Origin of the sequence: Massilia oculi (genome assembly GCF_003143515.1) — a bacterium.
Lineage (GTDB): Bacteria > Pseudomonadota > Gammaproteobacteria > Burkholderiales > Burkholderiaceae_D > Telluria > Telluria oculi.
The window spans coordinates 4,876,370-4,900,100 of record NZ_CP029343.1; the positions used below are offsets into that span (position 1 = coordinate 4,876,370).

The following is a 23,731-nucleotide window of genomic DNA, read 5'->3' on the forward strand; positions in this document are numbered from 1 at the left end:
TTTCAGGCAGCCCGTTCGCGCCATGCCCCCGGATTCATCCCGCTCCATTCGCGAAACGCGTGGGTGAACGCGCTCTGTTCCTGGAAGCCGAGCAGGAAGGCGATGTCGACCAGGCCCAGCTCGCGCCGGCGCAGGTAATCCCGGGCCAGGCCGTAGCGTACCGCATCGAGCACCTGCTGGAAGTTCGAACCGGCGTCGGCCAGCTTGCGCTGCAGGGTGCGCGTCGATAGTCCCAGCGCGGCCGCCACCGGCGCCAGCCGCGCCTCGCCGCTGGTCAGGCGTGGCAGCAGCGCGGCCCGCACGCGCGCCACGATCGGGTCGACCCGGGCCGCGCGTTCTTCGAGCAGGCGTTCGGCGTGATGCAGCAGGACCGGGTACAGGCTCGTGTCGGCGTTCGGTACCGGCATCGCCAGCAGGGCGGCATCGACGGCGGCGCAGTTCAGTGGCGCGCCGAACGTCGGCGCGATGCCAAGGACGCGCAGGTATTCGGCGCTGCCGTGGCCCGGGTCGGCATGCCGGACGCGCAGCGCCAGCGGCATCAGGGGCCGCCCGGCCAGCCAGCTGCCGAACACGCGGATGCCCGCGAACACGCTTTCCACCAGGTGCCGGGTGGCGTCGGGGTAGTGGCTGATCCACTCGTACTGCGCCCGGGCGCCGTCGAATCCCAGCTGGCTGCGGCCCAGGTCGTGGGCCAGCGATTCGTAGCGCTGGGTCAGTTCCAGCGCATGGCCGAAGCTGCTGCAGGCCAGCAGCAGCATGCCGTAGGCGCTATAGGTGGCGGGGCGCGCTTTCTCGCCCACGTGCAAGCCGAAGAAGGGATCGTTCGCCAGGCGCGCGCCGGCTTCGAGCAAGCCGATGTAGCGTCGTGCGGGCAGGCTCTCGGGCAGCGGATCCAGTGCGTCCGGGGCCAGGCCGGCAGCCTCGGCCAATGCGGGAAGGGTAAGTCCGCACTCGAGGGCGGTCTCCAGCAGCGGCTGCAGATAGGAACCGGTCACGCGCGCATCATCGGGCGGCGGTGGCGTGATTGAGCAAGGCTGTGTCATGAAAGCGCAATACGGTTGGCGGGACCGACTTTAATGTGCTACTTGAGGTGATAAAAAGAGCAACTCGAAGTATAACGGAAAGTCATTGATGCGGCGTTGGAACGGTTGGGGTGACGAGTCGATTGCGGTGCAGCTGGAAGGGGAGGCCAGAGCCTTCCTCGGCGCACGGCTCGGCCGGGGGACGGCTCCGCAGGACGCGACCTTCGAACAAGCCTGCGCCGGCCTGCCCCCTGGCCGCCTGCCGCCCCATCCGCTGATCGACGCCGGCAGCGCCACGCGCGCGCGTCACGCCCACGGCCAGAGCCTGCCGGACTGGCTGCGCCTGCGCCACGGCCGCCTGGGCAACGTGCCCGACGGCGTCGCCTTTCCCGAATCCGGCGCCCAGGTGCGCGAGCTGCTGGCGTTCGCGGCCCGCCACGATGCGGTGGTCATCCCCTATGGCGGCGGCACCAGCGTGGCCGGCCATCTCGACGTGGGCCACAGCTCCAACGGCGGCCTGCGCCCGAGCCTCTCCATCGACATGGGCCGCATGCGCGCCATGATCTCGCTCGACCGCGAGGCCCAGCTGGCCTGCTTCGGCGCCGGCGTGTCCGGCGCCGATCTCGAAGCCCAGTTGCGCGCCCACGGCTACACCCTGGGCCACTATCCGCAGTCGTTCGAATACTCCACGCTCGGCGGCTGGATCGCCACCCGCTCGTCGGGGCAGCAGTCGCTGCGCTACGGCCGCATCGAGCAGATGTTCGCGGGTGGGCGCATCGAGACCCCGTCCGGCACCCTCGACATTCCGACCTTTCCGGCCTCGAGCAGCGGCATCGACCTGCGCGAGATGGTGCTCGGTTCCGAAGGCCGCATGGGCGTGCTGACCCACGCCGCGGTGCGCATCAACCGCCTGCCCGAGCACGAAGCCTTCCACGCGCTGTTCTTCCCCGACTGGGAACACGCGGTGCAGGCGGCGCGGACGCTGGCCCAGGCGCGCCTGGGGCTGTCGATGCTGCGCCTGTCGAACGCGAGCGAGACGCGCACCATGCTGGCGCTGGCCGGCCACGCGCGCCAGGTGGCGCTGCTGGAGCGCTACCTGGGCTGGCGCGGCTGCGGCCAGTCCAAATGCATGCTGCTGGTGGGCGCCAGCGGCGCCAGGGGCCAGGCGCGCGAGGCGCTGCGCGCGGCGCTGGCCCTTGCGCGGCGCCTGCACGGCGTGCACGTCGGGCGCGCGCTGGGCGAGTTCTGGCGCCGCAACCGCTTCCGCAGCGTCTACCTGCGCAATGCCGCCTGGGAGCAGGGCTATGCGATCGACACGGTGGAGACGGCGCTCGACTGGCCGTACGTGACGCAGGCGGTGACGGCGATCGAGCAGGCCGCGGCGGCCGCTCTGGAAGCCTTCGGCGAGCGCGTGCACGCCTACACCCACCTGTCGCACCTGTATCCGCAGGGCGCCAGCGTGTATTCGACCTTCGTCTTCCGGCTGGCGGGTGACTACCAGGCCGACCTGGCGCGCTGGCGCCAGCTGAAGGACCGGGTCTCGAGCGCGATCGTCGGCTGCGGCGGCACCATCAGCCACCAGCACGGCGTTGGCATCGACCACGCGCCGTGGCTGGCGGCCGAGAAGGGCGAGCTGGGACTGGGCGCCATGGGCGCGCTGTTCCGCCACTTCGATCCCGAGTGCCGGATGAATCCGGGCAAGCTGGTGACGCCATGAACGGGGCCAATACCTTCCCGCCGGGACGCGACTGGGACTTGCTGGTGATCGGTGGCGGCATCACCGGCGCCGGCATCCTGCTCGAAGCCGCGCGGCGCGGCCTCAAGACGCTGCTGGTCGAGCAGAAGGACTTCGCCTGGGGCACTTCGAGCCGCTCGTCGAAGCTGGTGCACGGCGGCCTGCGCTACCTGGCTTCCGGCAACCTGCGCCTGACCCGCGACGCGGTGCGCGAGCGCGAATCGCTGCTGCGCGCCGCGCCCGGCCTGGTCGAGCCGCAGGGCTTCGCCTTCGCCGACCATGGCACCGACGTCAAGCGGCGACTGGGCCTCCTGGCCATGCTGCGCGTGTACGACATGCTGGCCGGCCGGCGCGAGCCGCACTGGGAGCGCCCGGAATCGTTCCGCATGCTGGCGCCGAATACCGGAGAAGCCAACCTGGCCGGCGGCATCCGCTACACCGACGCCAAGACCGACGACGCGCGCCTGGTGCTGCGCGTGATCGACGAGGCGTGCGCCCACGGCGCGGTCGCCTGCAACTACGTGACCGTGCAGTCGCTGGTGCGCGACGGCGGCAAGGTGCACGGGGCGATGCTGCGCGACGAACGCAGCAAGGCCGAGACGGCGGTGCGCGCGCGGGTGGTCATCAACGCCACCGGCGCCTGGTCCGATTTGCTCGGCGGCGCGGCAGGCGGCGAGGCAGGCGACAGCAAGCCCGATCGCGCGCCGCGCCTGCGGCAGCTGCGCGGCAGCCACCTGGTGCTGCCGGCCTGGCGCCTGCCGCTGGCGCAGGCGGTCAGCCTGCTGCATCCGGCCGACAGCCGCCCCGTATTCGCCTTCCCGTGGGAGGGCGTGACCCTGGTCGGCACCACCGACGTCGACCACGATCAGGGATTGAACACCGAGGCGCGCATCACGCGTCCTGAATTCGATTACCTGATGGCGGCCCTGCATGCACAGTTCCCCCGGCTGGGGCTGTGCGACCAGGACGTCGTCGCCACCTTCGCCGGCGTGCGGCCGGTGATCGACGGCGGCCAGCATGGCGCGCCGTCTTCCGAGAAGCGCGACCATTTCGTGTGGTCGGAGCCGGGCCTGGTCTCGGTAGCCGGCGGCAAGCTGACCACCTTCCGCTCGATCGCCCTCGACGTGCTGCGCCATGTGTCGCAACAACTGCCCGGCTGGCAGATGCGTCCCGAGCGCGGCCCGGTGTTCGCGCGCGTGGCGGTGCCGGCGCGGCAAGACTTGCCGTCCGGCGTGCTGCGCCGGCTGGCCGGGCGCTATGGCGCCCAGGCCAAGCCGCTGCTGCTGGCGGCGCGCAAGGGCGAGCTGGAATGCATCCCGGGCACGCAGACGCTGTGGGCCGAGCTGCGCTGGGCCGCGCGCGCCGAGGCGGTCTACCAGCTGGACGACCTGCTGCTGCGCCGCACCCGGCTCGGCATCCAGCTGCCCAACGGCGGTCTCGACCAGATGGCGCGCATCCGCGCCATGTGCCAGCCCGAGCTTGGCTGGGACGACGCCCACTGGGAAGCGCAGGAGCGGCGCTACCTGGCCGAGTGGCGCAGGCAGTACGGCGTTCCGCCTGCCGCCTGACCGGACCCGATGTCCGACGGGCTATCCGCGGGGCCTGATTCCCCTGGCGGTCAGTTAACCAGAGCTGCCCTGGGCAATGCGGAAATTATTCATATCCAGAATTCGCGGCATCTTTTCTATATCGGGATGCCGAACAACGCCGTGCAATGACGCGAATCCCGGCGCGTGCGCGGCCCGATGCGTTACTCCGCGTGATTCCTGCATGCCGAGTGATCCAGGTATTTTTCAGTCACTTCAGTCACGACCCCTTCGTCCACGGTCAATTTCTGCTCCAGGGCCAGGACCGGCCGGCCGCCGAATGCGCGGCAAGGCACCCCCAGGCGTGTCGTGAAGGTGCCGGACAACCAGTCGGCCAACGCCGGCTCCTCGCGCCCGGCATAGACCTCACCCAGGGCAATCTTCCTGCCGCAGGTTTCGAATCCGGTGAGCCACAGCTTTCCCTCTCTTTGCTCGAACACCCCGACAGGCCCGCCAATTGCCGTGCATGCCTCGTTCAGCTTCAGTTCCAGCAAGCGCATCGACTCGGGCACCGGCATCCAGCAGCACGCGGACGGGACGATGTAACCCTGGTTAGAGCCAAGAACGAATCTGTCTTGCAGCGGTGGTGTCGCCGATGCCGGCATGGCGCGTCCTGCGCAGAGCAGGGCCAATGACAAGTGCTGGAATATGCGCAGAGGGTGGGGCTGTTTCATCGTCGGGGATCGTCGAAGGGCGCCTGGCCGACGGCTAGTTGAGCAGCCCGCCGCGCGCCGGCTCCCATGCCGCCCCCGCCTGCGCCGCCACCACCCGGTTGCGCCCGCGCGCCTTGGCCTCGTACATCGCGCGGTCGGCCGAGATGAAGAACGAGCGGATATCGTCGAACAGCGTTGGCACGATGCACGCCACGCCCACGCTGACCGTCACCACGCCGGGGCCCTCGGCGCGCGGATTCGGAATCGCCAGGCGCTCGATATGGGTGCGGATCGCTTCGCCCAGCCGGGCCGCCGCGCTCGATGCGGTATCGGCCAGCAGCACCACGAATTCCTCGCCGCCGTAGCGCGCCGCCAGGTCGGTCGGGCGCATCGCGTGCGATTGCAGCGCCTCGGCGATGGCCTGCAGGCAGGCGTCGCCGGCGGCGTGGCCCAGGCTGTCGTTGTAGCCCTTGAAATGGTCGACGTCGAGCACGATCAGCGACAGCGGCTGGCTGCTGCGGATGGCGCGCTGCCATTCCTTGTCCAGGAAGGCGTCGAAGTGGCGGCGGTTGGCGATGCGCGTGAGCGGGTCGAGCAGGGCGGCGCGCTGCAGCGCCGTCTCGGACTGCTTGTGGTGGGTGATGTCGTGCAGCAGGGCGACGAACAGCGCTTCGCCGCCCGCCATCGGCGACAGGCTCAGGTCCATCGCGCGCATGGTGCCGTCCGACTGGCGCACCAGTACTTCGCGCGTGCCGCGGCAGCGCGCGGTCGCCTCGGGGTCGAGCGGCCGGGCGAAATAGTCGGCGTAGTCGTAGGAGGCGGGCGGCTCGACCAGGTCGGCCAGCAGTTCTCCTTCCAGCACTTCCTTGGGCTGGGACAGGAAGCGTTCGCAGGCCGGATTGGCATATATCACGCGGCCTTCGCAGTCGACCAGCATCAGGCCCTCGTCCATGCCGTCGACGATCAGCTGCAGGCGCTCGGCCTGCTGCTTCTGGCTTTCGCTGCTGCTGCGCAGGCGCAGCTGGGCGCGCACGCGGGCGCACACTTCGGCCATGCGCACCGGCTTGGCGATGTAGTCGGCGGCGCCGGTGTCGAAGCCGGCGACGATGTCCTCGGTCTCGCCGCAGGCGCTGACGAAGATGATGGGGATGTGGGCGGTGTCGGGCTGGCGCTTCAGGCGGCGGCAGATTTCCAGGCCGTCGAGGTCGGGCAGGATGACGTCGAGCAGGATCAGGTCGGGCTGGACGCGGGTGGCGATGTCGAGCGCGCGTTTGCCGGAACTGGCGACGAAGGTCTGGTAGCCCTGCTGGCGCATCATGTCCTGCAGCAGCCCAAGACTGTCGGGAGCGTCGTCGACGATCAGAATCGCGGATTGGCGCGCCGGTGCGGCGAGCGCTAGGGCAGGATGCATCATCGTTGGCGGGCAGACCTCATCATTGACGAGAAATCATACTCTTTTACACGTAGATTTTGGACAGACACCTTGCCTAAAATCCACGAACTGATGCAATTGTTGCACTATCGCAACTGACCCGCGATTGGCCCGGCCTTGCTCGATGAATGATACCGGTATCGACTGACAGTCGACGAAAAAAAGGGCCGCGTTTGCGGCCCCTTCGGAGATTTACAGCATGCCGGCGATCAGCTTGCCGAGGACCGCGATGCCTTCGCGGATGCGCTCAGGCGGCACGGTCACGAAGGACAGGCGCAGCGTGTTGGTGGCCGGATCGTTGGCGTAGAACGGCGCGCCCGGCACGAAGGCGACGCGCGCGGCCAGCGACTGTTCCAGCAGTTTCATGGCGTCGACCTGTTGCGGCAGGGTGACCCAGATGAACATGCCGCCCTCCGGCTTGGTCCAGCTCACGCCGGCCGGGAAGTGTTCCTGCATCGCGTCCAGCATCACCTGGCACTGGTCGCCGTACAGCTGGCGGATGGTCGGGATGTGCTGGTCCAGGAAGCCGTCCTTGACGACTTCGTGCACCACCATCTGGGTCAGCTGGGCGGTGTGCAGGTCGGCCGCCTGCTTGGCCAGCTCGAGGCGGCGCACCAGCGGCAGCGGGGCGCAGACGTAGCCCAGGCGGATGCCCGGGGTCAGCACCTTCGAGAACGAACCCATGTAGATGACGCCGTCCGGGTTCATCGCCACCATCTTCGGGCTCGGCGCGCCCTTGTAGCTCAGCGAGCCGTAGGGATCGTCCTCGATCAGCGGCACGCCAAGGCGGGCGCAGGTTTCCACCAGCTCCTGGCGGCGCTTGACCGACAGCGAACGGCCGGTCGGGTTCTGGAAGTTCGGCAGCGCGTACAGCATGCGCGCGCCTTGCGCGATGCCTTCCAGCGACGACGGCACCAGGCCGTGTTCGTCCGTCTCGACCGACTTGAATTCGGGACGGTAGACCGAGAACGCCTGCAGCGCGCCCAGGTAGCTCGGGGTCTCGACCAGCACGCGGCTGCCTTCGTCGATCAGCACCTTGCCCAGCAGGTCGAGCGCCTGCTGCGAACCCGAGGTCATGAGGATCTGTTCCGGCAGGATCGTCGAACCTTCCGTCGACAGCGAACCGGCAATCCACTCACGCAGCGGCGCGTAGCCATCGGTCGGGCCATACTGCAGCGCGACCTTGCCGTTGTCGCTCAGGACCTTGTCGTAAGCGGCTTTCATGCGCTCGACCGGGAAGGTGGCTGGCGATGGCAGGCCACCGGCGAACGAGATGATCTCCGGACGCTGGGTGATCTTCAGGATCTCGCGGATGAACGAGCTCTGCAGCTGCTGGGCGCGTTCCGAGAACTGCCACTGGATGGGATTGGGGTTTTCGATTTTCATACTCGTCTCACAGGAAGGTGCACGGTCGTGCCGGGCCATTATATAAAACACGCCGGGTAGGCGGCTTCACATTGGCGAGTGGAGCCGGGTCAGCTCCACCCGAGGTACAACAGTAATTGATTTACCGACAAATTAATGCCGGTTGTAGGCACGTAATTGCCGGCTTTATGCCACTTCCACGATCATTTCGATCTCGACGCAGGTGCCGCGCGGCAGCGACGCAACGCCGAAGGCCGAGCGCGCGTGCTTGCCGGCGTCGCCGAACACGTCGCCGATCAGTTCCGAGGCGCCATTGGTGACCAGGTGCTGTTCGTTGTAGTCCGGGGTCGAAGCAACCAGGCTCATCAGTTTGACGATGCGCTTGACGCGGTTCAGGTCGCCGCCTACGGCTTCCTGCAGGGTGCCGATCAGGTCGATCGCGACCGACCGCGCGGCAGCCTGGCCGTCCGCCGTGGTCTTGTCGCGGCCCAGGATGCCGGCGTTGATGCTGCCGTCCTTGTTCTTGGCGATATGGCCCGAGATGAACACCAAGTTGCCGGTCTGAACGTACATGACATAGGCTGCGGCCGGGGTGGCCGGTGCTTCCAGGGTGATGTTCAGTTCCTTGAGTTTGTCGTAGACGGACATAGCGTTTTCCATAAGTTGCGTGAATGAAGGCGGTATTGTACGTCGAGCCAGCGTCATGCACATCGGGTGCGGTCATCAAGCCGGACGGCGCCGCACCTGCAGCCGCCGTCCGGCGAACACGACGCCGATGACGGCCAGCGCGAACAGGCTGTTGTGCAGGGTCAGCGGTTCGCCCAGCAACACGGCGGCGCCAAGCAGGCTCAGGAAGGGCTGCAACAGCTGCACCTGGCCGACCCGGGCGATCCCCCCCAGTGCCAGACCGCAGTACCAGAAAAAGAAGCCGATGAACATCGAGAACACGGTGATGTAGGCCAACCCGGCCCAGGCCGCCGCGCCGACGCCGGCGAACGCGTCCAGCCGCGGGACGTAGCGCCAGGCCAGCAGCGGCGCCACCAGCGGCAGCGTCAGCAGCAGCGCCCACGAAATCGTCTCCGGACCGCCCAGGGTGCGCGCCAGCCTGCCGCCCTCGGCATAGCCGACGGCGCCGGCCGCCACGGCCAGGAACATCAGCAGGTCGGCCAGGTGCAGGGCGCCGCCGCCCTGGGACAGGGCGAACGCGATCACCAGCGCCGCGCCGAGCACGGCCATCAGCCAGAAGGCGGCGGACGGTCGCTCGTCGCCGCGCACGGCGCTGTACAGCGCCGTCATCAGCGGCAGCAGGCCGGCCAGCACGGCGCCGTGCGAGGCCGGCACCCAGCGCAGGGCAATCGAGCTCAGGAGCGGAAAACCGATCACCACGCCCAGCGCCACCAGGGTCAGCGGCGCAAGCGCGGCGCGCGGCGGCAGCGGAGCGCGCCGCAACCCGAGCCACAGGCCGGCCAGCAGCGCGGCGCCGAGCGCGCGCCCGAGGGCGACGAACAGCGGATCGAGTTCGGCTACCGCCAGGCGGGTGAACGGCAAGGTGAGGCTGAACATCGCCACGCCCACCAGGCCGAGGAGCATGCCGCGCGCTTCGTCGTGGCTGGCGGTCGGGATGGGGCGGGCGAGGGTGGTCATCGGCTGTCCTTGATTCGGCTTGCGGCAATGGGGGAGTAGGTCTATCCTAGCCGCAAGGGCCAATACAGTCCCAGTACACTTCAACCGATAATTTGCCGACTGTGGTGGTGTAATGACCGATACACTCGTCTTCGCGCTGGCGCGCGATTCCGGCGCACCGCTGGCCGACCAGATCGTGCGTGCGGTGGCGGCGCGCGTCGACGAGCGCCTGCTGCGTCCCGGCGCGCGCATGCCTTCGATCCGGCGCTTCGCCGCCAGCCACGGCGTGTCGCCGTTCACCGTCGTGGCCAGCTACGACCGGCTGGTGGCGCAGGGCTACCTCGAATCGCGACGCGGCGCCGGCTTCTTCGTGCGCGAACGCCAGGCCCAGGCGCGTGGCGTGCCGAGGCTGCAGCCGGCGCCGGTCCCGGCCGAACTCGACATCGCCTGGCTGGTGCGCAGCATGTTCCGCCAGGCCCCGCTCGGGCTGGCGCCGGGTTCCGGCGTGCTGCCGGCCGACTGGCTCGACGGCGCGGCGGTCGCCAATGCGTTGCGCGCGCTCAGCCGCCAGAACTGCGACGGCCTGCTCAGCTACGGTTCGCCGCACGGCTACCTGCTGCTGCGCCAGCAGCTGCAATTGACACTGGCCGAGCTCGAGATCGAGGCGGCGCCCGAGCAGCTGGTGACCACGCTCGGCGTGACCCAGGCGCTGGACCTGGTGGCGCGCGCGTTCTGCCAGCCGGGCGACACGGTGCTGGTCGACGATCCTGCCTGGTTCCTGATGTTCGGTTCGTTCGCGGCGATGGGCCTGAAGGTGGTCGGCGTGCCGCGCCTGGCCGACGGCCCTGACCTGGCGCGGCTGGCGGAACTGGCCGCCCTGCATCGGCCGCGCCTGTTCGTCATCAACTCGGTGCTGCACAACCCCAGCTCGACTTCGGTGTCGGCGGCCAAGGCCTTCCAGGTGCTGCGCCTTGCCGAGCAGCACGATTTTCTCGTGGTCGAGGACGACATCTATTGCGGCCTGCACCCGGGCGGCGCCACGCGCCTGGCCGCGCTCGACGGCCTGCGGCGGGTGATCTACCTGGGCGGTTTTTCGAAATCGATGGCGGCCAACCTGCGGGTCGGCTTCATCGCCACCTCGCGCGAACGGGCGTCATTGCTGGCCGACCGCAAGATGCTGGCCACGCTCAGCACCAGCGACATCGGCGAGCGCGTGGTCTATAAAATCCTGGCCGAAGGCCACCACCGCAAGCACCTCGACCGCGTGCGCGGCCGCCTGGATGCGGCGCGGCCGGGCGCGCTGCGCCGGCTCGAGGCGCTGGGGATGCGGGTCGACCCGGCCCCAGGGGCCGGCATGTTCCTGTGGGTCGACGCCGGCCCCGACACCAATGCGCTGACGGCGCGCGCCATGCAGCAGGACTTGCTGCTGGCGCCGGGCAGCCTGTTCTCGCCCAGCCAGCAGCCATCGACCCGGATGCGGCTGAACCTGGCGGCGCTGCAGGACCCGGGCGTGTGGCGCTTCCTGGAGGCGCCAGGCTAGCCGGCTTGCCCGCCCGGGCATCCGCCGCCGGCCGCCATCATCTTGTTGAAGCCTTCCATGATCTGCTCGGGCGTCAGGTCCTGCTTGTGGGTGGCGATCGACCAGCGGTGGCCGAACGGATCGACCACCTGGCCGTAGCGGTCGCCCCAGAACATGTCGGACAGCGGCATCGTCGGCTTGGCGCCGGCGTCCAGCGCCGTGGCCCAGACCGCGTCGGCGTCCTCCACGTACAGGTGGATGACCACGGGCGTTCCTTGAAGGGCCAGTGGCCCCAGGCTGCCAAATTCGGGAAAGTCCTGCGCCAGCATGATGGGTGAATCGCCGATGCGCAGCTCCGCATGCATGATCTTGCCGTCCGGCCCGGGCAGGCGGGCGATCTCGACGGCGCCGAAGGCTTTCTTGTAGAACGCGATCGCGTCGGCCGCCTGTTCGCAGACCAGGTGCGGTGTGACGGTACGGTAGCCTTCGGGGATGGGACGCACTGCCTGGTTCATGGTGTTCTCCTGTGTGAAAGTGGATGGGTTCTGCACTCTCTACGACGAACGGGATGGGCAGGATTCGACATGGCGGATGGAAAAAAGTGCAAATTTCCTTCAAGTAGCATCTTTCTTGTCAAAAAGACCTCTTGAAATCGCGATTGGCATCCCTATATGCCTCCGAGTCTGACCAACCCCCATGTTTTTTAACGAGGAACAAGATGGCGAACGCCGAAAAAGAAACCCTTGGCTTCCAGGCAGAAGTAAAACAGCTGCTGCAGCTGATGATCCACTCCTTGTATTCGAACAAGGAGATCTTCCTGCGCGAACTGATCTCGAACGCGTCCGACGCGGCCGACAAGCTGCGCTTCGAGGCGATCAACAACGACGCCCTGTACGGCAACGACCATGAACTGAGAATCAAGGTCTCGTTCGACAAGGATGCGAAGACCATCACGATCTCGGACAACGGCATCGGCATGAGCCGCGACGAGGTGATCGCCCACCTGGGCACCATCGCCAAATCGGGCACCAAGGAATTCTTCAGCAAGCTGTCGGGCGACCAGCAGGCCGACGCGGCCCTGATCGGCCAGTTCGGCGTGGGCTTCTACTCGGGCTTCATCGTGGCCGAGAAGATCGTCGTCAATACCCGCCGCGCCGGTGCCTTCGCCGAGCAGGGCGTGCGCTGGGAATCGCGCGGCGAGGGCGAGTACTCGATCGAGCAGATCGAGAAGACCGGCCGCGGCACCGACGTGATCCTGCACCTGCGCGAAGGCGAGGAAGAGCTGCTGTCGTCGTGGAAGCTCAAGTCGATCATCCGCAAGTATTCCGACCACATCTCGCTGCCGATCGTGATGCAGAAGGAAGAGTGGGACGAAGAGAAGAAGGAAACGGTCCTCAAGGATGAACTGGAGACCGTGAACCAGGCCAGCGCGCTGTGGGCGCGCAGCAAATCGGACATCACCGAAGAGCAGTACAACGAGTTCTACAAGCACGTTTCGCACGACTTCCAGGACCCGCTGACCCACACCCACAACCGCGTCGAAGGCCGCAGCGAGTACACCCAGCTGCTGTACGTGCCGGCCCACGCGCCGTTCGACCTGTGGGACCGCAACAAGCGCGGCGGCATCAAGCTGTACGTCAAGCGCGTGTTCATCATGGACGACGCCGAGCAGCTGATGCCGACCTACCTGCGCTTCATCAAGGGCGTGATCGATTCGGCCGACCTGCCGCTGAACGTCTCGCGCGAGATCCTGCAGGAGTCGCGCGACGTGCGCGTGATCCGCGAAGGCTCGACCAAGCGCGTGCTGGGCATGCTCGAGGAAATGGCGAACTCCGAAGAACAGGCCGGCAAGGACAAGTACGCGACCTTCTGGAAAGAATTCGGCCAGGTGCTCAAGGAAGGCGTCGGCGAGGACGCGACCAACAAGGACCGCATCGCCAAGCTGCTGCGCTTCGCGTCGACCGCCAATGACTCGGCCGAGCAGACCGTGTCGTTCGCCGACTACGTCGGCCGCATGAAGGAAGGCCAGGACAAGATCTATTACGTCACCGCCGACAACTACCAGGCGGCGAAGAACAGCCCGCACCTCGAGATCTTCCGCAAGAAGGGCGTGGAGGTGATCCTGATGACCGACCGCGTCGACGAGTGGATGCTGTCGTTCTTCACCGAGTTCGAAGGCAAGGAACTGGTGTCGGTCGCCAAGGGCGGCCTGGACCTCGGCGCGCTGGAAGACGAGGCGGAGAAAAAGGAACACGCCGAGACCGAGGCCGGCTACAAGGAGCTGGTCGAAAGCATGAAGGGCGCCCTGGGCGACAAGGCCAAGGACGTGCGCGTGACCTTCCGCCTGACCGACTCGCCAGCCTGCCTGGTGGCGGACGAAAACGAGTTGTCGGGCAATCTGCTGCGCATGCTGAAGGCGGCCGGCCAGGAAGCTCCGGAATCGAAGCCTATCCTCGAGATCAACCCGGATCACCCGCTGGTGCAGCGCCTGAAGTACGAAGACGCGAGCGGCGAGCGCTTCGCCGACTGGGCGCACATCCTGTTCGACCAGGCGATGCTGGCCGAAGGCGGCAGCCTGAATGACCCGGCCTCGTTCGTGAAGCGCCTCAACGAGATGCTGCTGGCGGGCGGCAAGTAAGCGCCGAGGCATTACCGCGAAGTGACGAGAAGCCGGGGCAGGGATGCCCCGGCTTTTTTCATCCGGACCGCCGCGCCAGTACCGTCATTGCGCGGACTGCCGCGTCGCCAGCCAGCACAGGATGGACCCCGCGCACACCATCGCAGCGCCTTGCCAGAACGGGAACGACAGCGGCGTATCGAGCAGCAGCGCCGCCAGCGCGGCCGAGAGCACGGGAATGAAATACGAGGCCCCGGCCAGGATCGTGACGTTGCCATGCAGGATGCCGACGTTCCATGCGGCATAACCGAAGCCCATGGCGGCGGCGGCAAGCAGCAGGTGGACGACCGCCTGGGCCTCGAAGCGCAGCGCCGGACCATCCACCACCAGGTACTTGACCCATAGCGCCAGCGCGGTGAGCATGAAGAACCAGGTGACGCCATTGCTGCCGTTGGCGATCCTGGCGGTGACGGTGCAGTAGCTGGCCCAGATCAGGGCGCCGGCGAAGGCCAGGCCATAGCTCAGCGGATTGTCTCGAACGTTGGACGCCATCGCGGCCGCATCGAGGCCGGCATCGCCGCCAAGCACCCAGCACACGCCGCCGATCGCCAGCGCCAGGCCGGGGGCGATCAGCCAGCTCGTCCTCCGGCCGTTGAAGACGATGGCGAACACCATCGTGAACGCCGGCCACAGGTAGTTCACCATGCCCACCTCGATGGCCTGGCGGTTGGTACTGGCGTAGCCGATCGACAGCGCCAGGCACATCTCGTACGCGACGAACAGCAGGCTGCCCCATGCCAGGTAGGCGCGTGGAAAGGCGCGCACCTTGCTCGGGCCGACCGTGAGCAGCAGCAGGATCGAGGCCACCGTATAGATCAGCGCCGCGCCGCCGGTCACCCCGAAGTTGGCGCTCACGCTGCGAATCAGGCCGACGATCGAACTCCATAGCAGGACGGCGAGCAGGCCGATCAATGTGGCCCGCGTGGTCTTGCTGGTACTGTGCATGCTTACGTCATCAATGGCGGATCTCCGCCAGTAGCGGCGACAGGTCGATGTCGGCCTCGTGGCGCACCGGGCCGCAGTGGCAGCTGCCGTGGTAGGTCTTCATGCGTGGCCGCGCGCCTGCCATGCATCGCGGCCGATCTCGTACACCAGCGTCGGGCGCCCATGCCAGACTTCTTCGCCGCGATACGCCATGCCGAGTTTTTCCATGATGCGCGCGGAGCGCAGGTTGCCTGGATCGCAGATCGCGCACAGCAGCGGCGCCTGCAGCTCCTCGAAGGCGAAGCGCGCCATGCGCTCGGCGGCCTCGATGGCGTAGCCGCGTCCCCAGCGGTCGGGGCGCAGGCGCCAGCCGATTTCGTGCGGGTTGGCGGGGTCTTGCGCCAGGTGCTGGATGCAGCCGGCGCCGACCAGCTCCCCCGTGTCCTGCTCGATGAAATTCCACCACGAATAGCCGATCGTCTCCCAGCGCGCCCTGACCCGCGCGATGACGGCGCGGGTTTCCTCGGGCGTCTCGGCCTGGCCGGTGATGTAGCGCATGACCTCGGGGTCGCCGTTCAGCAGGCGCATGCCGTCGTAGTGCGCATCGGTCACCGGCTCGAAGCGCAGCCGCGCGCTGTGCAGGATCGTCATGCGCCCGAGACCTCGTCGCAGAACTCCTCCAGCAGGCGCAGGCCTTCCGGCCAGTCGCCATGGCCGGAGTCGGAATTCAGGTGGCCGGCGTCGCCGATCTCGACCAGGCGACTGCCCCAGGCGCCGGCGAAGGCGCTCGTGCGGTCAAGGCTGGCGAAGGGGTCGTTGGCGCTGCCCACCACCACGCTGGGGAAGGGCAGCTGCTGCAGCGGGATCGGCGCCCAGCAATTGAGGTCGGCCGGATACGATGCCGCTTCGACGTCGCTCGGCGCGACCAGGAAGGCGCCCGCCACCTTGAGCGGGGAGCCGGACAGCGCCCAGTGCGCGACCAGCATGCAGCCCAGGCTGTGCGCCACCAGGATCGGCGCGCCCTGACAGTCGGCGATCGCGGCGTCCAGTTCGGCCACCCACTCGTCGCAATGGGGATTGGTCCAGTCGCGGTGCACCGCGCGGCGCCAGTGCGGGTTGCGCTCATGCCAGAGCGATTGCCAGTGGCGCGGACCGGAATTCCAGAGGCCGGGCAGGATCAGGACATCACACTTCATCTTGCTTCTCCTTGATGGGGGCAGCGGGGGCGGCGCCGGCGGGCGCGAGGCGGGCAGGGCGCCACACCAGGGCCGCCAGGCGCGCAAGCAGGCGCCGGAACACGTCCTTGCGCTGTTCGGTCAGCATGCCGAGAACGGCGGTCGCGGCGGCGACGGCCAGGCAGAGGGCCAGCAGGTCCGTCATGCTGCCGGGGTCGTGCGGATACAGCGCGGGCCAGGCGATCAGCACCAGCGCGTGCGACAGGTAGAGCGTCAGCGTGTACGAGGCCAGCAGCCGGATCGGCGCAGCACAGCGCAGCAGGGCGTCGAAGCGGGCGAAGCGTGCGCAGGCGAAATTCAGGCAGACGATCAGGCCGAACACATAGTCGGCCAGGAAGCGGTCGGCATTCCCCAGCACGAAGGCCTGTCCAAGCCAGGATGCACGGCCGGCCGCGCGCAGGGTTTCCTCGACCCCGCTGGCCTCGTAGACCACCAGCAGGGCCAGGCTGGCGATCCAGCCGAGGCGCGCCAGGGCGCAGGGGAGCGCATGCCTTGCCTGCCAGTGGTAAAGCGCGAGCCCGGCCAGCCAGACCGGCAGCAGCAGCCACAGTTTGACGCCCATGACGGCCAGCACCAGGCCGAGTGCCGGCAGCCGCCACGGCCCGCGCACGTAGCAGGCGACGCCGAACAGCACGTAGTACCAGACCTCGTAGTTGAGCGACCACCAGGGGCCGAGCCAGGGCGGCACTTCGGCCAGCGACCACAGGTCGCCCAGGAACAGCAGGTGGAAGGGGATGTAGAACCAGGGTTTGGCCAGCTGGTAGTGCAGGTCCATGCCGGTCATCAGGTGGCCGCGCACCAGGCTGGCGCAGGCGAAGGCCAGCAGCAGCACCGGCAGCGCCACCGAGTAGATGCGGGCGGCGCGCGCCAGCGCGTAGTCGCGCGCGCTCGGGCGGCGATGTTCGGTGGTATAGGCGATCACGAAGCCCGACAGCACGAAGAAGGCCATCACGGCCTCGCGCCCGAACATGGTCAGGAGATCGGCGCCGGGCGCTTCCACCAGCCCGAACTGGCGCACGTGCATCGCCACGACCGCCAGCGCCGCCAGGAAGCGGACCAGGTCGAGATAGACCGAGAACGGCTGGTCGAGTGGGGAGGGGGCGGCGCGCATGGCGTTTATATTAATGCAAAACCGGCCGGTGGCGACGCCAGCCGGGAGCGGCTTTCCCGCAAAACCTGGATTCGTCGTTCCCGCGAAGTGAACCCAAGGCCTTTGCTTTGTGGCTCGGTCGAACTAAGGCGGGGCGCATGCATACTTGGGTTCCCGCCTGCGCGGGAACGACGTGTAGGAGGCGCGAGACCTACGCGTGAGAGGCGCGGGAACGACGTACGAGAGGCGCGCACAAGCGGGGTCACACAAGCGGGGTCAGGTCACAAGCGGGGTCAGGTCTGACAATCACAAGCGGGGTCAGGTCTGACAATCAGACACGGCCTCGACCATAGTGGCATTCTATGGCTGAGGTTGTGTCCAAATGTCAGACCTGACCCCGCAGTTTTGACCCCGCAGTTTTTAGGTCCTTTACAGCTCGGTGCGCAACGCGAACAGCTCCGGGAACAGCACCACGTCCAGCATCTTGCGAAGGTAGCTGACGCCGGCGGTGCCGCCGGTGCCGGTCTTGAAGCCGATGATGCGCTCGACCGTGCTGACGTGGCGGAAGCGCCAGAAGCGGAAGGCCGTCTCCAGGTCGACCAGCTTCTCGGCCAGCTCGTACAGCGCCCAGTGGCGTTCGGTGTCGCCATACACCTGCAGCCAGGCCGCCTTGACCGAGTCGTCGGCGCGGGTCGGCCCGGTCCAGTCGGCGTCGATCCGCGCCGCGTCGATATCAAAGCCGCTGCGCGCCAGCAGCATCACCGCCTCGTCGTAGATCGAGGGCAGGGCCAGTTCGCGCGCCAGCAGGGCGTGCGCCTCGGGCGTCTTCTCGTGCACCGCCAGCAGCGCCGCGTTCTTGTTCCCGAGGATGAATTCCAGTTCGCGGTACTGGAACGACTGGAAGCCCGACGAGGCGCCCAGGTAGGGGCGGATCGCCGTGTATTCGGGCGGGGTCATGGTGGCCAGCACGTCCCAGGCGTGCACCAGCTGGTCCATGATGCGCGCCACCCGCGCCAGCATCTTGAAGGCGGGCGGCAGGTTGCCTTCGCGGATGTGGCGCCGCACCGCCTGCAGCTCGTGCAGCATCAGCTTGATCCACAGCTCGCTGGTCTGGTGCTGGACGATGAACAGCAGCTCGTTGTGGTTGGGCGAGCGCGGATGCTGGGCGTTCAGGATCTGGTCCAGGCCCAGGTAGTCGCCATAGCTCATGGCTTCCTTGAAGTCCATCCTGGCGCCGTGCCATTCGGCCGGCTGGCCCTCGTTCTGTTCTTTCTTCATATCGGTGCCCAATCAGGTAACGAGGCCGCGCGCGGCGCTGACGTCGTAGTCATTGCGGTCCAGGATGTCCTTCAGGATCTCCACCGCGTCCCAGACGTCGGCGAAGCTCGTGTACAGCGGCGTGAAGCCGAAGCGCATGATCTCGGGTTCGCGGTAGTCGCCGATCACGCCGCGCGCGATCAGGGCCGCCATCACCGCATAGCCGTGCGGATGGGTGAAGCTGACCTGGCTGCCGCGGCGCGCGTGCTCGCGCGGCGTCACCAGGCCCAGCGGATGGCCGGCGCAGCGGCGTTCGACCAGGTCGATGAACAGGTCGGTAAGAAGCAGCGACTTGGCGCGCACCGCTTCCATGTCGGTCGCCTCGAAGATCTCGAGGCCGCACTCGACCAGCGCCAGCGAGACGATCGGTTGGGTGCCGCACAGGGCGCGGCCGATGCCGGCCACCGGGGCGAAGGCGGGCGCCATCGCGAACGGGCTGGCGTGGCCCCACCAGCCCGAGAGCGGATGGTCGAAACGCGCCTGGTGTTTTTGGGGCACCCAGATGAAGGCCGGAGCGCCCGGTCCGCCGTTCAGGTATTTATAGGTGCAGCCGACGGCGAAGTCGGCGTCGGCGGCGTGCAGGTCGACCGGCACCGCGCCGGCCGAATGGGCCAGGTCCCACACCGCCAGCGCGCCGGCTTCGTGCGCCAGGCGGGTCAACTCGGCCATGTCGTGCTGGTAGCCGGTGCGGTAGTTGACGTGGGTGAGCATCAGCACCGCGGCATCCAGATCGAGCGCGGCCGGGATTTCCTCGACGCTGTCGACCAGGCGCACCCGGTAGCCGCGTTCCAGCCAGCGGCTCAGGCCTTCGGCCATATAGATATCGGTCGGGAAGTTGCTGCGTTCGGTGACGATGGTGCGGCGGCCTGCGGTCGCGCCTTCGGACTGGAGGCGCAGGGCGGCCGCCAGCGCCTTGAACAGGTTGAGCGAGGTGGTGTCGGTGACGGCCACTTCGCCGGGGCGGGCGCCGACCAGCGGAGCCAGGCGGTCGCCCAGGCGTTTCGGCATGTCGAACCAGCCGGCCGTGTTCCAGCTCTTGATCAGGTCGGTCCCCCATTCACGCGCCACCACGTCCCCGGCGCGCGCCAGGGCGGCGCGGGGGCGGGCGCCGAGCGAGTTGCCGTCCAGGTAGATCACGCCGTCGGGCAGGTCGAAGCGGGTGCGCAGTCCGGCCAGCGGGTCGAGGGCATCGAGCGCCAGGCAGTCGGCGCGGGTGGTGGTTGGTGCGGTCATGCCGGTCCTCTATATGGATAGTTGACGCTTGAAGGGTGCGTGCAGGTCGGCAGTGTAGCAAGTTCCATCGTCGATCGGCAGTCAAATGTTGCTGTTACGACATTCTTTGTATTGGCAAAAGAATTTCGAAAATTTTTTGCATCCGACCCTAAAGTTCCTGATGAGCTGTCCGATAACGAGTCAGAAGGGCAGGAAGGCGTCGAAAACTATTGAAAAATATTTTTAAAAAAGCCCTAAAGTCCGCCTGAAGGCTGCCGTTAATGGATGAGTGAGGTGCATAAAAGCAACACATGCACTGGCTGAAAAACAGAAATTTCCGAGTTTCTGGCAGTAAATTCAGTAAAACCTGTAGTGAATCTGCGACAGCTGCCGGCTGAAGCAGACCCAAATCAAGGCGCTTCCCGGCGTCGTTCCAGCCCGAATCCGGAGTGGATTTTCATAGGGAGCCAGAGGGGTTTGTCAGACAAACTCCTACGGCTCTGCCTCGTCGTTCGCCTACCGCAAATACAGGTTTTGTCCAATTCCTGAAAAGTTTCCACACAGTCAGAATCTATCTCGTCGGCAACACAAAACAACGCCGAAACAACCAACGGAGAGAGAAGATGACGATGAACGACATGATGGCTGAGATTCGCGACGCAAACCTGAGCTACCTGATGCTGGCCCAGCAGATGATTCGTGCCGACAAAGTCACCGCCATCTTCCGCCTGGGGGTGTCGGCCGAGATCGCCGACCTGATCGAAGGCATGAGCAACGCCCAGATCCTGAAGCTCGCCGGCGGCAACATGATGCTGGCCCGCTTCCGCTTCGACGACACCGCGATCCTGGGCATGCTGACCAGCCACACCAAGGAACGCAGCCTGGCGCAATCGCACGCCGCCATCCTGATGGCGGGCCAGCCGGTCGAAGAGATCGTATAATCCCTGCCAGCGGCCACTCGGTGGGGCCGCCTTGGAACAGGCCGGGAGCAGTAGATGAGCAAAAAAAGCGTCGTATCCGAAGCGCAGGAAATCCAGCTCGCGATCGAACTGATCAACCTGGGCGCACGCCTGCAGTTGCTGGAGACCGAGGTCTCGCTGTCGCGCGAACGCTTGCTCAAGCTGTACAAGGAGCTCAAGGGTGTCTCTCCACCCAAGGGCATGCTCCCGTTCTCCACCGACTGGTTCCTGACCTGGCAACCGAACATCCACTCCTCGCTGTTCATGAACATCCACCAGTTCCTGGTGGAGCATGCCGGTGCCTCCGGCATCCAGGCCGTCATGAAGGCCTATCAACTCTACCTAGAACAGATGCCGCCGGCGCCGGGCGAAGAACCGCTGCTGTCGCTCACCCGCGCCTGGACCCTGGTGCGCTTCTTCCAGAGCGGCATGCTGCTGCTGGCCCGTGCAGCCGCTGCCAGGGCAAGTTCATCGTCAACGCCCTCGACCTGAACGCCGACTACCTGTGCGGCCTGTGCCACATGCCTTCGCGCGCCGGCAAGACCCGCAAGGCCAAGGATGCCCGCGAAGCGGCCGAGCGCGCCGTCGCCGATGGCACCGACGCTGCCGACGACGCCGCCACCGGCGCCTGACTTGGCGCCACGTCTGCTACGCTTTCCCGCAGTCCGGGCGCTCCTGATCCAGGTCGCCGCCTTTCCGCTCACGCTCGCCATCGTCTACCTGCTCGCCAGTAGCGGCCTGGTCTTGTCGTATTGGCACGTCGCCCTGGTGCAGGGCGTGCTGGCCGCGCTGCTGTCCTGGTGGCGCGGCCTGGCCAGCTGGTGGCGCGCCATCCAGTTCGCCTTTCCACTGGCGCTGCTTGGGGCCAGCGCGCTGGCGATCCCGCCGGCTGCCTTCCTCGCCATTTTCCTGTTCCTCTTGTTGCTGTACTGGTCGACCTACCGCACGCAAGTGCCGTATTACCCGTCCGGGCGCACGGTGTGGGAGGCGGTCGCCGACGCGCTGCCGCAGGGCCGGCCGGTGCGTGTGATCGACATCGGCAGCGGCGTCGGCGGCCTGGTCCTCGAGCTGCAGCGGCGCCGGCCGGAGTCGCGCATCGAGGGCATCGAGCTGGCGCCGCTGCCGTGGCTGGCCAGCCACCTGCGTGCGCTGGCCACCCGTAGCCGCGCGCGTTTCACCCGCGGCGACTATGAAAAACTCGACCTCGGCGACTACGATGCCGTGTTCGCCTACCTGTCTCCCGCCGCGATGAGCGCGCTGTGGCGCAAGGCCGCCCGGGAGATGCGGCCCGGCTCGATGCTTTTCAGTTACGAATTCATCATCGAAGACCGGCCGCCGAGCCGTGTCATCCATCCTGCCGTGGGCGGGCCGGCGCTCTATATGTGGGACTTTTAGGCGACAAATGGTGAGTATTCCGGGAGTTTTTCTTGCTCGTGGGCCATTCTCCAGCTAGAGTAGTTCCCTGAATAAACTTTTTCTGAAATTACCGGTTTCGGGTCCTCAGGACGAGGTCGGAACAGGCTTTTCTGGAGCGAAATCCCTTGTTAGTGATCGTTGGTTACATCATCGTCTGCGCCTGCGTGTTCGGCGGGTTTGCGCTCGCCGGCGGCCACCTGGCTTCGTTGTGGCAGCCGATCGAGCTCTTGATGATTGGCGGCGCCGCCTTTGGCGCCTTCTTTGTCGGTAACAACGGCAAGTCGATCAAGGCCACCATGAAGGCCTTCCCGAGTGTCTTCAAGGGTTCCAAGTTCACCAAAGACATGTATATGGAGCTGATGGCCCTGCAATTCGACGTGCTGTCGAAAGTCCGCAAGGAAGGCCTGATGTCGATCGAGGGCGACATCGAGGCGCCCGAATCGTCGCCGCTGTTCTCTAAGTATCCGGCGGTGCTGGCCGACCATCACATCGTCGAGTTCATGACCGATTACCTGCGCCTGATGGTGTCGGGAAACATGGATGCGATGCAGATCGAAAACCTGATGGACAACGAGATCGAGACCCACCACCACGAGGGCGCCGTGCCGGCCCACGTGATCGCCAAGATCGGCGACGGCCTGCCGGCCTTCGGCATCGTGGCGGCGGTCATGGGCGTGGTCCACACCATGGAATCGGTCGGCCTGCCGCCGGCCGAGCTGGGCATCCTGATCGCGAAGGCGCTGGTCGGTACCTTCCTCGGCATCCTGCTGGCCTACGCCTTCGTCAGCCCGCTGGCCAGCGTGCTGGAACAGAAGCTCGAAGAGTCGACCAAGATGTTCCAGTGCGTGAAAGTCACGCTGCTGGCGAGCCTGAACGGCTACGCGCCGGCGCTGGCCGTCGAATTCGGCCGCAAGGTGCTGTACTCGACCGAGCGCCCGAGCTTCGCCGAGCTCGAAGAGCACATCAAGAAGAAGAAGTAAGCCGCGATGACCGCATTCGACTTCACCCCCGGCTGCATGAAGGGAGGCGCGCATGGCTGACGACAACGCGCGGCCCATCGTCGTCAAGCGCATCAAGAAGGTGGCCGGCGGCCACCACGGCGGCGCCTGGAAGATCGCCTACGCCGACTTCGTGACCGCGATGATGGCGTTCTTCCTGCTCATGTGGCTGCTGGGCTCGACCGCCAAGGGCGACCTGGTCGGCATTGCCGAATACTTCAAGACGCCGCTGAAGGTGGCGATGGCGGGCGGCTCCGGTTCGGGCGACTCGTCGTCCGTCATCAAGGGCGGCGGCGAAGACCTGACCCGGACCCAGGGCCAGGTCAAGCGCGGCGATTCGGTGCCCGAGAAGAAGACCTACGACCTGCAGGCGGCCAAGGCCGCGCTGGCGCGCGAGGAGAGCGCCCGCCTGCAGACGCTGAAGGCGCGCATCGAGTCGGCCATCGAGGTCAACCCGATGCTCAAGAAGTACCAGAACCAGCTGCTGCTCGACATCACCAGCGAAGGCCTGCGGATCCAGATCGTGGACGAGAAGAACCGCCCGATGTTCGCGCTGGCCAAGGCCGAGCTGCAGCCGTATACAAAAGAGATCCTGCACATCATCGGCATGGTGCTCAACGAGGTGCCGAACAGGATCGGCATCTCGGGCCATACCGATTCGACGCCGTACTACAGCGATGCAGGCTACAGCAACTGGGAATTGTCGGCCGACCGCGCCAACGCCTCGCGCCGCGAGATGGTGCTGGGCGGCCTGCAGGACGACAAGGTGCTGCGCGTGGTGGGCCTGGCCTCGGCCGCCCACCTCGATGCGAAGGACCCGTTCAACCCGGTCAACCGCCGCATCAGCATCATCGTCATGAACAAGCGCACCGAAGACGCGGTGCGGCGCGACGCGGCGACATTGGACGTGCCGGCGGAGGACGCCGAGGCGGCGGCCACCGCCACGCTTGAAGCCGTGAAAAAATAGC

Annotated in this window: 22 protein-coding genes and 1 pseudogene; 10 read left to right on the forward strand and 13 right to left on the reverse strand. The window is 66.8% G+C overall.

Annotation, left to right across the window (positions count from 1 at the left end):
- Positions 1–2: 2 nt before the first annotated feature.
- Entirely contained in the window at positions 3–1,043 is a 1,041-nt protein-coding gene (locus DIR46_RS22015) for an AraC family transcriptional regulator (RefSeq protein ID WP_109347152.1), read from the reverse strand.
- Between the two features lie 88 nt (positions 1,044–1,131).
- On the opposite strand from DIR46_RS22015, the gene DIR46_RS22020 reads away from it, so the two are divergent.
- Positions 1,132–2,739: an FAD-binding oxidoreductase gene (locus DIR46_RS22020; RefSeq protein WP_109347153.1), complete on the forward strand. Its 1,608-nt coding sequence runs from the start codon at positions 1,132–1,134 to the stop codon at positions 2,737–2,739.
- Positions 2,736–4,325, forward strand: coding sequence for a glycerol-3-phosphate dehydrogenase/oxidase (locus DIR46_RS22025; RefSeq protein ID WP_109347154.1), 1,590 nt, complete (start codon positions 2,736–2,738; stop codon positions 4,323–4,325). The genes DIR46_RS22020 and DIR46_RS22025 overlap by 4 nt, the downstream gene beginning before the upstream one ends.
- 182 nt (positions 4,326–4,507) lie before the next feature.
- On the opposite strand, the gene DIR46_RS22030 is transcribed toward DIR46_RS22025, so the two are convergent.
- The 5 genes from DIR46_RS22030 to DIR46_RS22050 form a co-directional block, all read right to left on the reverse strand.
- On the reverse strand, positions 4,508–5,017 hold the full coding sequence (locus DIR46_RS22030) for a hypothetical protein (protein WP_109347155.1): 510 nt from the start codon (positions 5,015–5,017) through the stop codon (positions 4,508–4,510).
- Positions 5,018–5,051: 34 nt separating this feature from the next.
- Complete coding sequence (locus DIR46_RS22035; RefSeq protein WP_109347156.1) at positions 5,052–6,410, reverse strand: diguanylate cyclase; 1,359 nt, start codon at positions 6,408–6,410, stop codon at positions 5,052–5,054.
- Between the two features lie 210 nt (positions 6,411–6,620).
- Entirely contained in the window at positions 6,621–7,814 is a 1,194-nt protein-coding gene (locus DIR46_RS22040; RefSeq protein WP_109347157.1) for an aminotransferase-like domain-containing protein, read from the reverse strand.
- Positions 7,815–7,979: 165 nt separating this feature from the next.
- Positions 7,980–8,441, reverse strand: coding sequence for a RidA family protein (locus DIR46_RS22045; protein ID WP_109347158.1), 462 nt, complete (start codon positions 8,439–8,441; stop codon positions 7,980–7,982).
- 75 nt (positions 8,442–8,516) lie between these two features.
- The gene (locus tag DIR46_RS22050; RefSeq protein ID WP_109347159.1) at positions 8,517–9,437 is read right to left on the reverse strand and encodes a DMT family transporter; all 921 of its coding nucleotides are present in this window, start codon (positions 9,435–9,437) and stop codon (positions 8,517–8,519) included.
- 112 nt (positions 9,438–9,549) lie between these two features.
- Between DIR46_RS22050 and DIR46_RS22055 the strand changes: the two genes are divergently transcribed.
- On the forward strand, positions 9,550–10,956 hold the full coding sequence (locus DIR46_RS22055; protein ID WP_109347160.1) for an aminotransferase-like domain-containing protein: 1,407 nt from the start codon (positions 9,550–9,552) through the stop codon (positions 10,954–10,956).
- Here the strand turns inward: DIR46_RS22055 and DIR46_RS22060 are convergent.
- Positions 10,953–11,450: a VOC family protein gene (locus DIR46_RS22060; protein ID WP_109347161.1), complete on the reverse strand. Its 498-nt coding sequence runs from the start codon at positions 11,448–11,450 to the stop codon at positions 10,953–10,955. The genes DIR46_RS22055 and DIR46_RS22060 overlap by 4 nt on opposite strands.
- A gap of 203 nt (positions 11,451–11,653) precedes the next feature.
- Here DIR46_RS22060 and htpG point away from each other — a divergent pair, with 203 nt between their 5' ends.
- The gene (htpG, locus tag DIR46_RS22065; protein ID WP_109347162.1) at positions 11,654–13,573 is read left to right on the forward strand and encodes a molecular chaperone HtpG; all 1,920 of its coding nucleotides are present in this window, start codon (positions 11,654–11,656) and stop codon (positions 13,571–13,573) included.
- Between the two features lie 84 nt (positions 13,574–13,657).
- On the opposite strand, the gene yddG is transcribed toward htpG, so the two are convergent.
- The 6 genes from yddG to kynU all read right to left on the reverse strand — a co-directional run bounded on the left by yddG (position 13,658) and on the right by kynU (position 19,411).
- Complete coding sequence (yddG, locus tag DIR46_RS22070; protein WP_109347163.1) at positions 13,658–14,557, reverse strand: aromatic amino acid DMT transporter YddG; 900 nt, start codon at positions 14,555–14,557, stop codon at positions 13,658–13,660.
- A gap of 99 nt (positions 14,558–14,656) precedes the next feature.
- Complete coding sequence (locus DIR46_RS22075; protein WP_109347164.1) at positions 14,657–15,187, reverse strand: GNAT family N-acetyltransferase; 531 nt, start codon at positions 15,185–15,187, stop codon at positions 14,657–14,659.
- Positions 15,184–15,732 (reverse strand): RBBP9/YdeN family alpha/beta hydrolase, encoded by a 549-nt coding sequence (locus tag DIR46_RS22080; RefSeq protein ID WP_109347165.1) that lies wholly within the window; start codon positions 15,730–15,732, stop codon positions 15,184–15,186. Before DIR46_RS22080 ends, DIR46_RS22075 begins: the two co-directional genes overlap by 4 nt.
- Positions 15,722–16,882 carry an acyltransferase family protein gene (locus DIR46_RS22085; protein WP_109347166.1) on the reverse strand — a complete coding sequence of 387 codons (1,161 nt, stop codon included), beginning with the start codon at positions 16,880–16,882 and terminating at the stop codon, positions 15,722–15,724. The genes DIR46_RS22080 and DIR46_RS22085 overlap by 11 nt, the downstream gene beginning before the upstream one ends.
- 408 nt (positions 16,883–17,290) lie before the next feature.
- Positions 17,291–18,139 carry a tryptophan 2,3-dioxygenase gene (kynA, locus tag DIR46_RS22090; RefSeq protein WP_109348111.1) on the reverse strand — a complete coding sequence of 283 codons (849 nt, stop codon included), beginning with the start codon at positions 18,137–18,139 and terminating at the stop codon, positions 17,291–17,293.
- Between the two features lie 12 nt (positions 18,140–18,151).
- Complete coding sequence (gene kynU, locus DIR46_RS22095) at positions 18,152–19,411, reverse strand: kynureninase (RefSeq protein ID WP_109347167.1); 1,260 nt, start codon at positions 19,409–19,411, stop codon at positions 18,152–18,154.
- A gap of 39 nt (positions 19,412–19,450) precedes the next feature.
- On the opposite strand from kynU, the gene DIR46_RS26780 reads away from it, so the two are divergent.
- From DIR46_RS26780 to motB, 6 genes and pseudogenes are all read left to right on the forward strand, one after another.
- Positions 19,451–19,624, forward strand: a complete 174-nt coding sequence (locus tag DIR46_RS26780; RefSeq protein WP_162819592.1) for a hypothetical protein — start codon at positions 19,451–19,453, stop codon at positions 19,622–19,624.
- A gap of 389 nt (positions 19,625–20,013) precedes the next feature.
- A complete protein-coding gene (flhD, locus tag DIR46_RS22100) occupies positions 20,014–20,331 on the forward strand; it encodes a flagellar transcriptional regulator FlhD (RefSeq protein WP_005666655.1) in 318 nt (105 codons plus the stop codon).
- A 54-nt stretch (positions 20,332–20,385) separates the two neighbouring features.
- Positions 20,386–20,981, forward strand: a pseudogene (gene flhC, locus DIR46_RS22105) (flagellar transcriptional regulator FlhC).
- Positions 20,941–21,744, forward strand: coding sequence for a class I SAM-dependent methyltransferase (locus DIR46_RS22110; RefSeq protein WP_109347168.1), 804 nt, complete (start codon positions 20,941–20,943; stop codon positions 21,742–21,744). Before flhC ends, DIR46_RS22110 begins: the two are co-directional and overlap by 41 nt.
- A gap of 146 nt (positions 21,745–21,890) precedes the next feature.
- Positions 21,891–22,745 (forward strand): flagellar motor stator protein MotA, encoded by an 855-nt coding sequence (motA, locus tag DIR46_RS22115; RefSeq protein WP_109347169.1) that lies wholly within the window; start codon positions 21,891–21,893, stop codon positions 22,743–22,745.
- A gap of 52 nt (positions 22,746–22,797) precedes the next feature.
- Positions 22,798–23,730 (forward strand): flagellar motor protein MotB, encoded by a 933-nt coding sequence (gene motB / locus DIR46_RS22120; RefSeq protein ID WP_109347170.1) that lies wholly within the window; start codon positions 22,798–22,800, stop codon positions 23,728–23,730.
- Position 23,731: the final 1 nt, after the last annotated feature.

Bases quoted from the DNA above. Each gene is read 5' to 3' on its own strand.
- DIR46_RS22015 (WP_109347152.1), bottom strand. From the start codon at position 1,043: ATGACACAGCCTTGCTCAATCACGCCACCGCCGCCCGATGATGCGCGC.
- DIR46_RS22020 (WP_109347153.1), top strand. From the start codon at position 1,132: ATGCGGCGTTGGAACGGTTGGGGTGACGAGTCGATTGCGGTGCAGCTG.
- DIR46_RS22025 (WP_109347154.1), top strand. From the start codon at position 2,736: ATGAACGGGGCCAATACCTTCCCGCCGGGACGCGACTGGGACTTGCTG.
- DIR46_RS22030 (WP_109347155.1), bottom strand. From the start codon at position 5,017: ATGAAACAGCCCCACCCTCTGCGCATATTCCAGCACTTGTCATTGGCC.
- DIR46_RS22035 (WP_109347156.1), bottom strand. From the start codon at position 6,410: ATGATGCATCCTGCCCTAGCGCTCGCCGCACCGGCGCGCCAATCCGCG.
- DIR46_RS22040 (WP_109347157.1), bottom strand. From the start codon at position 7,814: ATGAAAATCGAAAACCCCAATCCCATCCAGTGGCAGTTCTCGGAACGC.
- DIR46_RS22045 (WP_109347158.1), bottom strand. From the start codon at position 8,441: ATGTCCGTCTACGACAAACTCAAGGAACTGAACATCACCCTGGAAGCA.
- DIR46_RS22050 (WP_109347159.1), bottom strand. From the start codon at position 9,437: ATGACCACCCTCGCCCGCCCCATCCCGACCGCCAGCCACGACGAAGCG.
- DIR46_RS22055 (WP_109347160.1), top strand. From the start codon at position 9,550: ATGACCGATACACTCGTCTTCGCGCTGGCGCGCGATTCCGGCGCACCG.
- DIR46_RS22060 (WP_109347161.1), bottom strand. From the start codon at position 11,450: ATGAACCAGGCAGTGCGTCCCATCCCCGAAGGCTACCGTACCGTCACA.
- htpG (WP_109347162.1), top strand. From the start codon at position 11,654: ATGGCGAACGCCGAAAAAGAAACCCTTGGCTTCCAGGCAGAAGTAAAA.
- yddG (WP_109347163.1), bottom strand. From the start codon at position 14,557: ATGCACAGTACCAGCAAGACCACGCGGGCCACATTGATCGGCCTGCTC.
- DIR46_RS22075 (WP_109347164.1), bottom strand. From the start codon at position 15,187: ATGACGATCCTGCACAGCGCGCGGCTGCGCTTCGAGCCGGTGACCGAT.
- DIR46_RS22080 (WP_109347165.1), bottom strand. From the start codon at position 15,732: ATGAAGTGTGATGTCCTGATCCTGCCCGGCCTCTGGAATTCCGGTCCG.
- DIR46_RS22085 (WP_109347166.1), bottom strand. From the start codon at position 16,882: ATGCGCGCCGCCCCCTCCCCACTCGACCAGCCGTTCTCGGTCTATCTC.
- kynA (WP_109348111.1), bottom strand. From the start codon at position 18,139: ATGAAGAAAGAACAGAACGAGGGCCAGCCGGCCGAATGGCACGGCGCC.
- kynU (WP_109347167.1), bottom strand. From the start codon at position 19,411: ATGACCGCACCAACCACCACCCGCGCCGACTGCCTGGCGCTCGATGCC.
- flhD (WP_005666655.1), top strand. From the start codon at position 20,014: ATGACGATGAACGACATGATGGCTGAGATTCGCGACGCAAACCTGAGC.
- DIR46_RS22110 (WP_109347168.1), top strand. From the start codon at position 20,941: ATGGCACCGACGCTGCCGACGACGCCGCCACCGGCGCCTGACTTGGCG.
- motB (WP_109347170.1), top strand. From the start codon at position 22,798: ATGGCTGACGACAACGCGCGGCCCATCGTCGTCAAGCGCATCAAGAAG.